This is a genomic window from Pseudomonas sp. PB103 (assembly GCF_009764635.1).
Lineage (GTDB): Bacteria > Pseudomonadota > Gammaproteobacteria > Pseudomonadales > Pseudomonadaceae > Aquipseudomonas.
Window position 1 is genome coordinate 67,591 of the sequence record NZ_RWIL01000054.1, and the last position, 14,825, is coordinate 82,415.

Consider the following 14,825-nt stretch of genomic DNA (forward strand, 5'->3'; position numbering starts at 1 on the left):
TCAGGGCGCTTTTGCCTTTTCTTGACGCTCAAAGCTTGCCACTTGCGGCTGGGAGAATCCCATGAATCTGGAAAACATCTCCTGTCAGAAAAGTTTTGGCGGCTGGCACAAGCGCTATCGCCATCGCTCCGACGTGCTCGGTTGCGACATGGTGTTTGCTGTGTACCTGCCACCGCAGGCGGAGCAGGGCGCAAAACTGCCGGTGCTGTACTGGCTGTCGGGCCTGACCTGCACCGATGAAAATTTCATGCAGAAGGCTGGCGCGATGCGCATGGCCGCCGAACTGGGTTTAATCATCGTCGCCCCGGACACTAGCCCGCGTGGGCCGGATGTACCGGGCGATCCGGATGGCGCATGGGATTTCGGCCTTGGCGCCGGCTTCTATCTGAATGCCACGCAGGAACCTTGGTCGCGTCACTATCGGATGCATGACTATGTTGTGCAGGAATTGCCCTCACTGGTTGAAGCGCATTTCCCGGCGTCGGATAAACGCAGCATCAGTGGCCACTCCATGGGCGGCCACGGCGCATTGGTCTGCGTATTGCGCAACCCGGGTCGCTATCAATCGGTGTCGGCGTTCTCACCCATCAACAACCCGATGGATTGCCCGTGGGGGCAAAAAGCCTTCTCCCGCTTCCTGGGCGAAGACCGTTCCAAGTGGAAGGAGTGGGATGCCTGCGCGCTGATCGCCGAGGCGGATGAAAAACTACCGCTGTTGGTCGACCAAGGTGATCGCGACGATTTCCTCGCCACCCAACTCAAACCCGAAGCCCTGCAGCAAGCGGCAAAACAAGCGGGCCATCCGCTGACGCTGCGTCTGCAACCGGGCTACGACCACAGCTATTTCTTCATCGCAAGCTTCATAGACGACCACTTGCAGCATCACGCACGCGCCCTTAAGGCCTAATGCAGGTAGAATCACGCCCTGACAAAAATCGGGGCGTTTTTTTTATGCGTATTGGCCACGGCTATGATGTGCACCGTTTCGCTGAAGGCGATTTCATTACTCTGGGCGGCGTGCGCATTGCACACAGCTTCGGGCTGCTCGCTCATTCCGACGGTGACGTCCTGCTGCACGCCTTGAGCGATGCCTTGCTCGGCGCTGCGGCGCTGGGCGATATCGGCAAGCACTTCCCTGACACTGACCCGCAATTCAAGGGCGCCGACAGCCGTGCGCTGCTGCGTCATGTCGTCACGCTGATCCACGCCAAAGGCTGGAAAATCGGCAACGTCGACAACACTATCGTTGCCCAGGCGCCGAAAATGGCCCCGCATATCGAATCGATGCGCGCGCTGATCGCGGCGGATCTTCAAGTTGAGTTGGATCAAGTGAACGTGAAAGCTACCACCACCGAAAAGCTTGGCTTTGTCGGTCGCGAAGAAGGCATTGCCGTACACTCCGTTGCCTTGTTGCTGCGCGCATGAACGAACTGCAATTGCTCGGCCCGCGTGCCTATGGCGACGCCCTCGGCAGCGCGGTGCTGAAAGCCATCGCTGAAGATTTTCAGGTCGATGAAGTGCTCGACATCCCGTTCAGCGGTGATGGCGAACACCTGTGGATCTGGGTTGAGAAACGCGGCCTCAACACTGAAGAAGCCGCACGGCGTATCGCCAAGGCTGCCGGCGTGCCGCTGCGTACCGTCAGCTATGCCGGTCTCAAGGATCGTCAGGCGCTGACCCGCCAGTGGTTCAGCGTGCAACTGCCGGGCAAGGCCGATCCGGATCTGTCGGCGGCGGAAAACGATACGCTGAAGATCCTCAAGACCACTCGCCATAAACGCAAGCTGCAACGCGGTGCGCATTCGGCCAATGGTTTCACCTTGCGCCTGACTCAGTTCACTGGCGATAAAGCCGCGATTGAACAACGTCTGCAACTGATCGCCCAGCAAGGCATCCCCAATTATTTCGGCGCCCAGCGTTTCGGCCATGACGGCGGCAACGTCGTTGATGCGCGTGCGTGGGCGGCGCGCAAGGCCTTGCCGGAGCAGCGCAATGTGCGTTCGCGTCTGCTGTCGACGGCGCGCAGCTTTCTATTCAACAAAGTGCTGGCGGCGCGTGTAGCTGATGGCACTTGGCAAAAAGCTCAGGTTGGCGATCTGCTGGCGTTCACCGACAGCCGCAGCTTTTTCCCGGCCGGTGAAGCTGAATGCAGCGACCCGCGCCTGGCGATTCTCGATCTGCACCCGACCGGCCCGCAGTGGGGCGAAGGTGACTCGCCGACCGCAGGCGTTGTCCATGAACTGGAGCAGGGGATCGCTGCCGATGAAGCAGAGCTGCGCGATTGGTTGGTTCATGCCGGCATGAGCCACGAACGTCGCATCCTGCGGCTGCCCATTGGCGGGTTGACGTGGCATTATCCCCAGCCTGACATTCTGCAACTGGAATTCGTCCTCCCGGCCGGATGCTTCGCCACCGTATTGGTGCGCGAACTCGTTGATCTGGTGCCGGTGGGGCAGACGGACAGCCCATGCGTATTCTGATTTCTAACGATGATGGGGTAACCGCACCCGGTCTCGCCGCGCTTTATGCTGCGCTGGCGGATTACACCGAATGCGTGGTTATCGCCCCGGAGCAGGACAAAAGCGGCGCCAGCAGTTCGCTGACGCTCGACCGTCCGCTGCACCCGCAATACCTGGCCAACGGCTTTATCAGTCTCAACGGCACACCGACCGACTGCGTGCATCTGGGCCTTAATGGCTTGCTGGAGCGCCAGCCGGACATGGTGGTGTCGGGCATCAATCTCGGCGCCAATCTGGGTGACGACGTTTTGTATTCCGGGACAGTGGCGGCAGCTCTTGAAGGACGCTTCCTGGAGCGTCCATCGTTTGCCTTCTCGCTGGTCTCGCGCCAGGTGGATAATCTGCCGACGGCGGCTTACTTTGCGCGCAAACTGGTCGAGGCCCATGCCGGGCTGGATCTGCCGCCGCGCACGGTGCTCAACGTGAACATTCCGAACCTGCCGATCGACCATATTCGCGGTATCCAGCTGACCCGCCTCGGTCATCGGGCCCGGGCGGCGGCGCCGATGAAGGTAGTCGATCCACGTGGCAAGGCCGGCTACTGGATTGCCGCTGCCGGCGACGCCGAAGACGGCGGCCCGGGCACGGACTTCCATGCGGTGATGCAGGGCTACGTTTCCATCACCCCGTTGCAGCTCGATCGCACCTTCAACGATGCTTTCCGAAGCCTCGATGGCTGGCTCGAGGGACTGCGCTGATGGCTCGCGAACACGAAGACCGACTGCGCAGCGGCATCGGCATGACCTCCCAGCGTACCCGCGAGCGCCTGATCCAGCGGCTGTATGAAGAGGGCGTGTCCAACGCCAAGGTGCTGGAAGTGATCCGGCGGACTCCGCGCCACTTATTCGTCGACGAAGCGCTGGCGCACCGCGCCTATGAAGACACGGCGCTGCCGATCGGCCATAACCAGACGATTTCCCAGCCTTATATGGTGGCGCGCATGAGCGAGCTGCTGCTGGAGGCGGGGCCGCTGGATAAGGTGATGGAGATCGGCACCGGTTCCGGTTACCAGACAGCGGTGTTGTCACAGCTGGTCGAGCGGGTGTTTTCGGTCGAGCGCATCAAGGTCCTGCAGGATCGCGCCAAGGAGCGTCTGGTCGAACTGAACCTGCGCAACGTGGTGTTCCGCTGGGGCGATGGCTGGGAAGGCTGGCCGGCGCTGGCACCTTACAACGGCATTATTGTCACCGCCGTGGCCACCGATGTACCGCAAGCTCTGCTCGATCAATTGGCACCTGGCGGCCGACTGGTCATACCGGTCGGCTCCGGAGAAGTGCAACAACTGATGCTGATCGTGCGTGAAGAAAACGGCTTTTCCCGACACGTTCTCGGCGCTGTTCGATTCGTGCCTTTGCTCAACGGGCCACTGGCCTGAGCATTTATATAAAGGCGCTGAATTCCTTTCGTTCACCCGGGTCTTACTCCGGCAGCGATTGTTTAAACGCAGCAGAGTGTCAACTTGCAAACGTGTGCGCGAAGCGATTTCGCTTCATTAAAGGTAAAGCCGTTTCGGCCCGTTATACTTGCGACACTTCATGCCGACATCCGGCATTCGAATTTTTCAGCCACCACAAAGGGAGCGGCGGGTGAGTCTCACAGTCATTGCGCAGCGTATGGGTAACACGAGCTTTCAGCGCCTGGTGACTGGCCTTGTCTTGAGCACCTTGCTGGTGGGTTGCTCCAGCACCAAATCGAACAATGTTCGCGTGGTCGATCGCAACAATGTAGTCGCCCAGCGTCCTGCCGTAACGACCGGACAGTACGTAGTCCGTCCGGGCGATACGATGTTTTCGATCGCTTTCCGCTACGGCTGGGACTACAAAGCCCTCGCTGCCCGGAACAATATTCCTACGCCGTATACGATCCATCCGGGTCAGACAATTCGCTTCGATGGTCGCACCGGTTCAACATCGACCGCCGTGGTGAGCAACGCCAGTTCCTCGCCTTCTTCGTCGAGTAAAACCACGGTAATCCGGCGCCAGGCAAATGGCACGACGACCACTACAACCACCGGTTCTACTGGGGCTGCACCGTCCGTCGCCAACAAGTCGGCCCCCGCGCCACTGCCTCCTGCCGGCCCAGCCCCGACCGGCTGGGGATGGCCATCTAATGGCATTCTGATTGGGAAATTCTCTTCAAACGGTAGTTTGAATAAAGGAATTGATATCGCCGGGGATTTGGGACAGCCTGTTTTAGCTGCGTCTGATGGGACGGTGGTTTACGCCGGGAGTGGCTTAAGGGGCTACGGCGAATTAGTCATCATCAAACACAGCGAAACCTACGTCAGTGCCTACGGCCATAACCGCAGGCTGTTGGTTCGGGAGGGACAGCAGGTCAAGGTCGGACAGACAATTGCCGAAATGGGGTCAACGGGTACAGACCGGGTGAAACTGCATTTTGAGATTCGCCGCCAAGGTAAACCTGTAGATCCACTGCAGTTCCTGCCAAGACGTTGATTTGTAAGCCAGCCTGTTCCGTCACGTAGAGGGGACAGGCTCCAGCGCTGCCAAGGATAAAGGCGTCGCTTGAGCTTGGGGTCGAACTCACCAAAGGACTATAACAATGGCTCTCAGTAAAGAAGTGCCGGAGTTTGACATCGACGATGAGGTTCTCCTTATGGAGGCCGGCATCGATTCGGAATCTTCGATGTCGAATGATGAAGGGGCTGCTCCACCTTCCGTTCGTTCCAAATCCAAACACTCCGCTTCACTTAAACAACACAAGTACATCGATTACACGCGTGCACTTGATGCCACGCAGTTGTATCTCAACGAAATCGGCTTTTCCCCACTGCTCTCCCCGGAGGAAGAAGTTCATTTTGCGCGCTTGTCGCAAAGTGGCGACCCCGCCGGGCGCAAGCGCATGATTGAAAGTAACCTGCGGCTGGTGGTGAAAATCGCCCGGCGTTACGTCAATCGGGGGCTGTCGCTGCTGGACCTGATCGAAGAGGGCAACCTCGGACTGATCCGCGCGGTGGAAAAGTTCGACCCTGAACGCGGCTTCCGCTTCTCGACCTACGCGACCTGGTGGATTCGTCAGACCATCGAGCGCGCGATCATGAATCAGACCCGGACCATCCGGTTGCCGATCCATGTGGTCAAGGAACTCAACGTGTACCTGCGGGCTGCACGGGAGCTGACGCAAAAGCTCGACCACGAACCTTCACCCGAAGAAATCGCCAACCTGCTGGAAAAACCGGTGGGCGAGGTCAAGCGCATGCTGGGCCTGAATGAACGGGTTTCTTCGGTCGACGTCTCGCTGGGTCCGGATTCGGATAAAACCCTGCTGGACACCCTCACTGACGATCGTCCTACCGATCCGTGCGAACTGCTGCAGGATGACGACCTGTCGCAGAGCATCGATCAATGGCTCTCCGAGCTGACCGACAAGCAGCGCGAGGTGGTGATTCGCCGCTTCGGCCTGCGCGGGCACGAGAGCAGTACGCTGGAAGATGTAGGCCTGGAAATCGGCTTGACTCGGGAACGGGTGCGGCAGATCCAGGTGGAAGGCCTCAAGCGCCTTCGTGAAATTCTTGAGAAGAATGGCCTGTCGAGCGAGTCGCTGTTTCAGTAAACGCCTCACACGACCGCCCGCAAAAAGCCCCGACTGGTTCGGGGCTTTTTGTTGCCTGCTGTTTTTGATGTCGGAGCTGTTGCTTGTGTAGGAGCTGCCGAAGGCTGCGATCTTTTGATCATGTTTTTAGATCAAGATCAAAAGATCGCAGCCTTCGGCCGCTCCTACAGGAGGATCGTGTTCGAGATGTAGGCTCGCGGTGTAAGCCTTGGCTTACTGTTTCGTAAGTGTTCGTTATTTTTACACTGTGGCAGACGGCGATCGTGCTCACGCTAATTATTTAACCCGTTGAATTATATGTATATTTTTTAATGTGAAGAGCTTATTACGCTCAGTTTCAGCCGGGAAGGGCAATTGCTCTCGCTAGGGAACTCTCTAATATCGGGGTTGTGTCGACGGACAGACACGCCCTTCAAGGAAGAGGGGAACGGACATCGCAGGAAGCGATTCATCAGGACGATGAAAAGGAATACAGGGAATAGGGAAAAAATGTGGGCGGGTCAAACCGCCCCTTTTTTTTGCCCGCAGAAAAGTCAGCGTAGGCGGGTTGGCGACTCTGTCGAAGGCATTGCACAAAAACAAAAAAGGCCCCTAAGGGCCTTTTTTTCGGACGCGGGACAAATCAGCGTTCGAGGTCTTTGATCTTGCCTTTGACGCCATCCCACTCTTCGGCATCTGGCAGCGATTCTTTCTTCTCGGTGATGTTTGGCCAGATTTCAGCCAGATCAACGTTCAACTGAATGAATTCCTGCATCTCTTCCGGAACTTCGTCCTCGGAGAAAATCGCTACGGCCGGGCATTCTGGTTCGCACAGGGCGCAGTCGATGCACTCGTCCGGGTGAATCACCAGGAAGTTCGGGCCTTCGTAAAAGCAGTCCACCGGACAGACTTCTACGCAGTCGGTGTACTTGCACTTGATGCAGTTGTCGGTGACGACGAAGGTCATTTCTAATTTTCTCCTCAGGCGGCGGCAGCGTTGCCCCTTCACGGTTGGGGTCGCCAGGTTCGGGAGCGATACCTGCTGGCCAGGCTATTAGCCAGCAGCATCCCAAACCGCGCGAGATTCTAACAGCTTGAAGCGGTTTGCGTTATATCCGCTTCTTCAGTGCTTATATCCGGTTCTTCAGTGCATAGAGCATTTCGAGCGCACGACGCGGCGTCAGGTCATCCACATCCAGCTTAGCCAGTTCATCCAGCACCGGGTGCGGCAGGCTGGCGAACATGTCGCTTTGCTGCGGCGTCGCCGGTTTGCCCTTGGCAGCGGGTTTCGGCGCCTCGTGCGGCAATGCGGTGTCTTCCAGGCGACTGAGGTGCTCGCGGGCACGCACGATCACTTCGCTTGGCACGCCGGCCAGTTGCGCCACCGCCAGGCCATAGCTCTGGCTGGCAGGGCCGGGCAGCACGTGATGCAGGAATACGATGCGTTCGTTGTGCTCGGTGGCATTGAGGTGGACGTTGGCCACCAATGGCTCGGCTTCCGGCAACACGGTCAGTTCGAAGTAGTGGGTGGCGAACAGCGTATAGGCGCGCAATTGCGCCAGACGCTCGGCCGCCGCCCATGCCAGCGACAGTCCGTCGAAGGTGCTGGTGCCACGACCGACTTCGTCCATCAGCACCAGGCTGCGTTCAGTGGCGTTGTGCAGAATATTGGCGGTTTCGCTCATTTCCACCATGAAGGTCGAGCGACCACCGGCCAAGTCATCGCTGGAGCCGATCCGGGTGAAGATACGGTCGACCAAGGACAGCTCGCAGCTGGCCGCTGGCACGAAGCTGCCGATGTGCGCCAGCAGCACGATCAATGCAGTCTGGCGCATGTAGGTGGATTTACCGCCCATGTTCGGGCCGGTGATCACCAGCATGCGCGTGTTGTCATCCAGGCTCAGATCGTTGGCCACGAACGGCGTGGTGAGGACTTGCTCGACCACCGGGTGACGGCCCTGGCTGATACGCATGCACGGCTCGCTGACGAAGCGCGGGCAGTTCAGGTCGAGGTTCAGTGCGCGTTCGGCAAGGTTGCTCAGCACATCGAGTTCGGCCAGCGCCGCAGCGGTGTCCTGCAACGGTGGCAACTGGCTGATCAAGTCTTCCAGCAGCGCTTCGTAAAGCATCTTCTCGCGCGCGAGGGCACGGCTCTTGGCCGACAGCGCCTTGTCTTCGAACTCTTTCAGCTCGGGCGTGATGAAACGCTCGGCGCCTTTCAGGGTTTGCCGACGGATGTAATCCGCTGGCGCCGACTCGGCCTGTTTGCTCGGCAACTCGATGAAGTAGCCGTGAATGCGGTTGTAGCCGACTTTCAGGTGGCTCAGGCCGGTACGGGCCTTTTCGCGGGCTTCCAGGTCGATGAGGAACTGGCCGGCGTTTTCGCTCAGCGACTGCAACTCGTCGAGTTCACTGTCGTAACCGGTTTTCAGCACGCCGCCGTCACGGATCACCGCCGGCGGGTTGTCGATGATGGCTTTTTCCAGCAGCGCCGCCAGTTCCGGGTAAGTGCTGGTGGTGGTCGCCAGACCTTGCAGGTGCGGTGCTTCCAGATCGGTCATCGCCACTTGCAGCTCAGGCAGGGCGCCGAGGGCGTCGCGCAGACGCGCGAGGTCGCGAGGACGGGCATTGCGCAGGCCGATCCGCGCAAGAATCCGCTCGATGTCGCCGATTTCCTTGAGCTGCGGTTGCAGCTTTTCGAAGCGATAACGATCGAGCAGGCAAGTGATCGAGGTCTGGCGCGCCAGCAGTACGGTCAAGTCGCGCAACGGACGGTTCAGCCAGCGGGTCAGCAAACGGCTGCCCATGGCGGTCTGGCAGCGATCGACCACCGACTGCAGGGTGTTGTCGCGGCCACCGGCCAGGTTGGTGTCGAGTTCCAGGTTGCGCCGGCTCGCACCGTCGAGCACCACGGTGTCGTCGAGACGTTCGTGACGCAGGCTGCGCAAGTGCGGCAGGGCGGTGCGCTGGGTCTCCTTGGCATAAGCCAACAGGCAACCGGCGGCGCCGATGGCCAGGGTCAGGTTCTCGCAGCCGAAACCTTTCAGATCCTGGGTGGAAAATTGTTGGCAGAGACTTTTCAGCGCCGAGTCGCGCTCGAAATCCCACGGTGCGCGACGACTGACGCCACGGCGTTTTTCCGCTGGCAGGTCTCTTGGCCAGTCATCCGGGATCAGCAACTCAACCGGGTTGATCCGCTCCAGTTCCGCCAGCAGGTTCTCCCAGCCTTTGATTTCCGACACGCTGAAACTGCCGCTGGTGATGTCCAGCACAGCCAGGCCGAACAGACGCTCGTCACCCAGCAGGGCTGCAATCAGATTATCGCGGCGCTCATCGAGTAGCGCCTCATCACTCACCGTCCCCGGCGTGAGAATGCGCACCACCTGACGTTCGACCGGGCCTTTGCTGGTCGCCGGGTCGCCAACCTGTTCGCAAATCACCACCGATTCGCCGAGCTTGACCAGTTTCGCCAGGTAACCTTCCGCTGCGTGGTAAGGAATCCCGCACATCGGAATCGCCTGACCCGCCGATTGCCCGCGCGCGGTCAGGGTGATGTCGAGCAACTTGGCAGCCTTCTTCGCATCTTCGTAGAAGATCTCGTAGAAGTCGCCCATGCGGTAGAACATCAGCTGATCCGGGTGCTGATTCTTCAGGCGCCAGTACTGCTGCATCATCGGGGTGTGGGAGGAGAGGTCTGAAATAGCTTTATTCATCAGGGGTTTAGCTTTACCGGTAAAAGTGACGAGGCAAAAACGGGTTGGTTCGCATCTTCAAAATGGCGAGTGTTTGCCAGCGATGCGGCCCGTGGATCGATTCAGTGGGGCTGAGTATGAAGTTTTTTTGAGGTGGATGCAGCAACGCGCCGCCGCTTGGCCCGGCATTGTGTCCTATAGTGCCGAAAAGCTATCGAATCATCAGAATGCGTGGGTTGTAGGTCAGTCGAGGAAGCAGCTTGGAAGAGTCAGAGGTCATCGTTTCAGGATCGTCAGGGGGCGATTGTTACTACGATGCACAAACAATGACCCTCAGCCGGTCGGGGCGATCGGTCTGCCTGGGCAGCAATGAGAGCGACCTGCTGCTGGCCTTGATCGACGGTATTACCGATAAAGAGCAGCTCATTTCGCGGGTCTGGGGTGATCGTGGGTTGGTCATTTCCGACAGCAGCTACTACAAGACCCTGCACCTGCTCCGCGCGCATTTCGCTGACGTTGGTTTGCCGCGGGACAGTCTCAAGACCTTACCTCGCCGTGGCGTCGTGTTGTTGTGTGAGATCAGGCGAACCAGCGGCGATATACCCGATATTGAATCCGTGCCACGCGATGAGCAAACGATCATCGTCGAATCTGCTGAAAGGGAGCGGTCTTCGGCGCGCCTTCTATTACCGGTGCTGGTTGTTTCGACGATTGCGCTCGCGTTATTTTACGCCTACTTGATGTTTAAAAAGCCGGCGGACCTGGAAGAGTGGAAACTTATCTGGCAAGACGGTGAGGCGAAGTTGTACGTGGAAGAAAGTGAAAAGATGTCCAAGGACGAAATTGTTAAAGCCTTGAGCGAGTTCGAGCCTGCAATAACCTTGTCCGATATTAATTACTATGTGCGCAAGCCGCTGTCCCAGTTGCTGATCAAATGCATCAAGCCTGAAAGTAAAGGAGAGGCCATATGCGTAAATTATCAGCTCGTCGGGAAAAAATAACCACGTTGTTGGCGCTGTTGTCTTTATTAGTAGTGGCTGCGCTGGTACTCAGGTATTTTTATCTGATTTATCGTGATGTTCCACGCGCACCGTGCTTTGCATCGATCGACTTTGTCCATACTCCCGACCATAAAACAAGATGGCATGGAGTAGGTGATATGACGATTGATCCAAAGGAAGGTGCACTTTTTGTGTATTACGTCGTCAGAACACCGCAGGGCAAAGTCTATACGTATGATCGAAAGTTTAATGTTGACCTTACTCATCTGGACACTTCGCGCTTCCTGTTCAAGACGCGCTCAGTTGAAACGTTCGATGCCGACACGGCCGGTGATGAACTTCCATTTATGGAAAGGGGGTTTCAGGGCGGCATGATTACCTTCAACTATTTCTCCGATGCCGAGTATTACTACAATATCAATAATCTGATCAATGGCGTGTGCCATGTCCCACGCTAGCCTGAAACCGGGGTGCAAGGCCCAAAAACAACCAGGTAAGACTAAGTAAGACCCCCAGTAAGGCCTTGATGGCCCTGCGTTGTTAATGTGATTGGAGTCAAGCCAAGAGCCCCTGTGACTGCTTGAATGTCAGCGCGGCGCGGCTGTTGTAGTTGCCTTGAATAATATGACGATGTTTAGGCAGTTGAGGGAACTTATCAATGCTTTGGTTTTGCGTGCTCAGCCCTTCCGGAACTAAGGCTCCGGCCTGGAAGCGATCAATTGCAATTAACAGACAGGGGACTGTGTTTGTCGCGGCGGCAGTCGGTGGCAAAGAGAAAGATGTCAGCGTGTCGACGTTGAATGATCGCACACCGGTGCTGGTTTGTTTTGATCATGTTTATGTTCCAGTGGTGTGGTTGGCTGAACATTTCCCTATGTCGAAAGGGCAATGCCATTACATGGTAGCTGCTGCACTTAGTGGCATCAGAAAGACATTGGCTTACCGTGAGGAATGGGCGCGGGTTAGTTGCTTTTCCGGCCAGGACGGGAAAACAAGCTACTTGGGGTTTGTGTCATGAAGTTAAATGTCGTGTGCAGTATCGCGCTGTTGGCGGGTTGCGTTTTAATCATGGAAAGTTCGTTTGCCGACTCTCGAGACAATTGTTCGCAACGACGCGCCGAGATCAGTCAACAACTTGAGCGCGCCGAGGCGGCCGACAACATTTATCGCGTCGCTGGACTGCAGCAAGCGCTGGCCAATGTAGAGCGCTACTGTCGAGAGCCCTCCGCCGATGAGGATCGGTCCATAAACATTCAAAAAGCCGAGGCCGAAGTGCGACGCAGGCAGAACCATTTGAAGGCGGCACGTCAGTATGGCGATGTAAAAGTCATCAAGAAACATGAAGCCAGGTTGGCTCGTGCCGAGGCTAAGTTACGCAGCGTGCTGAATGAATAAGGGAAACTCAAATATGAAAAGCGTACTTGTCTTTACGTCAGTCTTCACTGCGGCCGTGCTGATGTCTGGCTGTACGGCAACTGATTGGGTGCACGCCGCTGGCGGAATCATGGGCGCCAAGGATGATTACGACAGGAAGGCCAGAAGTGATCGGCTCAAGCGAGCCAATGCTGCGGCACGTCGAGTCAAAGGCTGAATTGCGCCCATTTGCCGAGCCTCATTCCAACCGTAGATGGTGGCTCGGTGATATTGTTTTCAACTAAACGCTGATTTATGCATTATTAATGCAAATCAGCATTTGTCTTCACGAAAAACTTCAAGCACTATGCGCGTTATGCAAAAACGCAACGTATCCTCCGTCTTAAGAGCACTGCTCGACCAGCACGGGATCTCCCCTACGGAGCTCCACCGTCGCACCGGCGTGCCTCAATCCACTCTCTCGCGGATTCTCAGCGGGAAGATCGTCGATCCTTCGGATAAACACATTTCGAAGATCGCCGAGTACTTCGCCGTGAGCACCGATCAATTGCGCGGGCGCGCGGATGTCGCGCCGTCGGCCGGTGCCGTACGTGATGACGTACACGCGGAACTCAAGGACATAATGCTGTGGGACGACGACACCCCTGTCGATGACGACGAGGTGTCGGTGCCGTTTCTTCGCGAGGTTGAATTGGCTGCTGGATCAGGAAGATTCGTCATTGAAGAGAGCGAGCGCTCCAGCCTGCGCTTCGGCAAGCGCAGCCTGCGCCATAACGGTGTGCAGTTCGACCAGGCCAAATGCGTGACGGTGCGCGGCAACAGTATGTTGCCGGTGCTGCGCGACGGCGCCACTGTCGGTGTGAATGCGGGCAAGTGCGGCATCGGCGACATCATCGATGGCGACTTGTACGCGATCAATCACAACGGCCAGCTTCGCGTTAAGCAGCTTTATCGCCTGCCTACCGGCATCCGCCTGCGCAGCTTCAATCGCGATGAGCACCCGGACGAGGACTACAGCTTCCAGGAAATCCAGGAAGAGCAGATCGTCATCCTCGGTCACGTCTTCTGGTGGGGCATGTACGCCCGTTAACCCAACCGTTTTCAGATAAACCCGCCCCTCGGCGGGTTTTTTTTCGCCTGGACGAAACCGGCAAACCCTTCAGTGGCGCGGCTTTCATGCATTCGCGCATTTCTTGTGCATAAATAAATGCATTTACGCATTGACTGTATATGCATCCATGCATATCCTTGTCACCAAGCCGCTCGACAAAGCGGCTGGCAAGACAAGCTCTTTAGTTCCACAAGAACAGGCAGCGATGAACCGGCCTCAACGGTTCAGAGGGTTGGCAACTGACCCGGGTGTGCAGCGTAAAGCACCAGAAGCAGTTATCCGGCGGGCAGGGACCGCGGTCGGAAAAACAATTTGAATGGACTCGTACCGCGCCAGTAGCGCCGAAAAGTCAGCTTCCTTCTTGAACACAGGATTTGAAGGAAGGCGAAGGAGCGCATTACTGAAAAGCCCGGTGCCTCACCGGGCTTTTTGGAATGCCTGCCTGCGGTAAACGCCGCGTATTTATTGATACAGCGCTGTGAAAGGCAGATCAGGTTGAAACACCCCAATCGCTGTCCATCTCAAAAGGTAAATTTATGAATCGATACGTTCTTATCAACTACAGCACTACCTCTCCATTCGCCCGTGTCGCTGACGTCCAGGACGCTGAAGAGCAGCCTATGGTTATCCCGCCCGGGATGCAGGCCAACTGGAATCAGGTCGCCATTGACACCGTCGTACAAGTGGGCTGGAAAGCTGAATTCTCGGTCAACGGTTGGACCTTCTCGGAGCTCACTTATCAAGACTATGTGGATCTGGTAGCCGTGCAAGTACGAACCAAGTTGGGACTCACGTCGGCTTGGCTGACCATCAATCCGGTGAATTTCAAAGTGAACCTGGGCGTCGCCACGCCTGCAGATCAAGCCGCATGGCTTGCCTACCAGCAGTACTACATCGCTGTCAGTGATGTGAAAACCCAGGCTGATTACCCCTACACGATCAACTGGCCGGTCGCGCCTTTCTAAACCAGCCATCACCGTTCGCGCCAAGTTTGGCGTGCCTGTCCGAGAAGCCCGGCGCCAGTGCCGGGCTTTTTTGAATATCTGCCTCTCATCACGACATTCTTCGCAAACAACACATTCAGGAGTCAGAAAATGAATCTCTATGCATTGGTTGAATACAACAGAGTCGTCCAATTGAAGGACGGGGATGTCAGCCCAGACGCGCCTGCTTCGCCGTCTTCTACTTGGGTGGATGTCACCGGCAATAGCGAAATTCGTGTGGGCTGGAAGGCGACCTTTAATGTTGTATGGACGTTTACACCGCCCTCCGACGAGGACTTGCGCAACGAAACCGAGCAACAGAAATGGCAACTGCTGAACGCCGCTGCCAACTGGCTGCTGATGAACTCGCTGCCGTTTAAAGTTGATGTCGGTATTGCCACTCCAGAGGAACAGGCCCTGCTGCTGGCCTTCAAGCATTACTCGATTGCATTGAGCGACATCGATAAGCAATCGGGGTACCCGATCAACATTGTCTGGCCGGTAGCGCCTTATTGACAGGTGTTGATGCGCCACTGAATGCGCCGCGCATTTCACGGCATCCGATCAGTCACCCATGTTTGATATGCCTTCCC

Annotated in this window: 17 protein-coding genes; 15 read left to right on the forward strand and 2 right to left on the reverse strand. The window is 57.1% G+C overall.

Features of this window, described 5'->3' with window-relative positions; all coding sequences use genetic code 11:
• The first annotated feature begins 61 nt into the window (after positions 1-61).
• The 7 genes from fghA to rpoS all read left to right on the forward strand — a co-directional run bounded on the left by fghA (position 62) and on the right by rpoS (position 6,092).
• Positions 62-907 carry an S-formylglutathione hydrolase gene (gene fghA, locus EJA70_RS10900; RefSeq protein ID WP_158830740.1) on the forward strand — a complete coding sequence of 282 codons (846 nt, stop codon included), beginning with the start codon at positions 62-64 and terminating at the stop codon, positions 905-907.
• 44 nt (positions 908-951) lie between these two features.
• Positions 952-1,425 (forward strand): 2-C-methyl-D-erythritol 2,4-cyclodiphosphate synthase, encoded by a 474-nt coding sequence (gene ispF / locus EJA70_RS10905; RefSeq protein WP_158830741.1) that lies wholly within the window; start codon positions 952-954, stop codon positions 1,423-1,425.
• The gene (gene truD / locus EJA70_RS10910) at positions 1,422-2,480 is read left to right on the forward strand and encodes a tRNA pseudouridine(13) synthase TruD (RefSeq protein WP_158830742.1); all 1,059 of its coding nucleotides are present in this window, start codon (positions 1,422-1,424) and stop codon (positions 2,478-2,480) included. Before ispF ends, truD begins: the two co-directional genes overlap by 4 nt.
• On the forward strand, positions 2,468-3,217 hold the full coding sequence (gene surE, locus EJA70_RS10915) for a 5'/3'-nucleotidase SurE (protein ID WP_008081730.1): 750 nt from the start codon (positions 2,468-2,470) through the stop codon (positions 3,215-3,217). Before truD ends, surE begins: the two co-directional genes overlap by 13 nt.
• Positions 3,218-3,258: 41 nt before the next feature.
• Positions 3,259-3,894 carry a protein-L-isoaspartate(D-aspartate) O-methyltransferase gene (locus tag EJA70_RS10920; RefSeq protein ID WP_177323314.1) on the forward strand — a complete coding sequence of 212 codons (636 nt, stop codon included), beginning with the start codon at positions 3,259-3,261 and terminating at the stop codon, positions 3,892-3,894.
• Between the two features lie 211 nt (positions 3,895-4,105).
• Positions 4,106-4,975 (forward strand): peptidoglycan DD-metalloendopeptidase family protein, encoded by an 870-nt coding sequence (locus EJA70_RS10925; RefSeq protein WP_158830743.1) that lies wholly within the window; start codon positions 4,106-4,108, stop codon positions 4,973-4,975.
• Positions 4,976-5,081: 106 nt separating this feature from the next.
• Positions 5,082-6,092, forward strand: a complete 1,011-nt coding sequence (rpoS, locus tag EJA70_RS10930; protein ID WP_008081736.1) for an RNA polymerase sigma factor RpoS — start codon at positions 5,082-5,084, stop codon at positions 6,090-6,092.
• Between the two features lie 622 nt (positions 6,093-6,714).
• Here the strand turns inward: rpoS and fdxA are convergent.
• Together fdxA and mutS are read right to left on the reverse strand one after the other, a co-directional pair.
• A complete protein-coding gene (gene fdxA / locus EJA70_RS10935; protein ID WP_008077096.1) occupies positions 6,715-7,038 on the reverse strand; it encodes a ferredoxin FdxA in 324 nt (107 codons plus the stop codon).
• Positions 7,039-7,201: 163 nt separating this feature from the next.
• Positions 7,202-9,772, reverse strand: a complete 2,571-nt coding sequence (gene mutS, locus EJA70_RS10940) for a DNA mismatch repair protein MutS (protein WP_177323291.1) — start codon at positions 9,770-9,772, stop codon at positions 7,202-7,204.
• A gap of 251 nt (positions 9,773-10,023) precedes the next feature.
• On the opposite strand from mutS, the gene EJA70_RS10945 reads away from it, so the two are divergent.
• From EJA70_RS10945 to EJA70_RS10980, 8 genes are all read left to right on the forward strand, one after another.
• Complete coding sequence (locus tag EJA70_RS10945) at positions 10,024-10,764, forward strand: DNA-binding protein (RefSeq protein ID WP_158830744.1); 741 nt, start codon at positions 10,024-10,026, stop codon at positions 10,762-10,764.
• Positions 10,731-11,222 carry a hypothetical protein gene (locus EJA70_RS31095; protein WP_158830745.1) on the forward strand — a complete coding sequence of 164 codons (492 nt, stop codon included), beginning with the start codon at positions 10,731-10,733 and terminating at the stop codon, positions 11,220-11,222. Before EJA70_RS10945 ends, EJA70_RS31095 begins: the two co-directional genes overlap by 34 nt.
• A gap of 200 nt (positions 11,223-11,422) precedes the next feature.
• The gene (locus EJA70_RS10955) at positions 11,423-11,782 is read left to right on the forward strand and encodes a hypothetical protein (protein ID WP_158830746.1); all 360 of its coding nucleotides are present in this window, start codon (positions 11,423-11,425) and stop codon (positions 11,780-11,782) included.
• Positions 11,779-12,159: a DUF1090 domain-containing protein gene (locus tag EJA70_RS10960; protein ID WP_158830747.1), complete on the forward strand. Its 381-nt coding sequence runs from the start codon at positions 11,779-11,781 to the stop codon at positions 12,157-12,159. Before EJA70_RS10955 ends, EJA70_RS10960 begins: the two co-directional genes overlap by 4 nt.
• A gap of 13 nt (positions 12,160-12,172) precedes the next feature.
• Positions 12,173-12,355: a hypothetical protein gene (locus EJA70_RS10965; protein WP_158830748.1), complete on the forward strand. Its 183-nt coding sequence runs from the start codon at positions 12,173-12,175 to the stop codon at positions 12,353-12,355.
• A 138-nt stretch (positions 12,356-12,493) separates the two neighbouring features.
• A complete protein-coding gene (locus tag EJA70_RS10970) occupies positions 12,494-13,228 on the forward strand; it encodes an XRE family transcriptional regulator (RefSeq protein ID WP_008077103.1) in 735 nt (244 codons plus the stop codon).
• A 557-nt stretch (positions 13,229-13,785) separates the two neighbouring features.
• Positions 13,786-14,214 carry a tail fiber assembly protein gene (locus tag EJA70_RS10975; RefSeq protein WP_158830749.1) on the forward strand — a complete coding sequence of 143 codons (429 nt, stop codon included), beginning with the start codon at positions 13,786-13,788 and terminating at the stop codon, positions 14,212-14,214.
• 129 nt (positions 14,215-14,343) lie between these two features.
• Positions 14,344-14,748 (forward strand): tail fiber assembly protein, encoded by a 405-nt coding sequence (locus EJA70_RS10980; RefSeq protein ID WP_158830750.1) that lies wholly within the window; start codon positions 14,344-14,346, stop codon positions 14,746-14,748.
• The last annotated feature ends 77 nt before the right edge of the window (positions 14,749-14,825 follow it).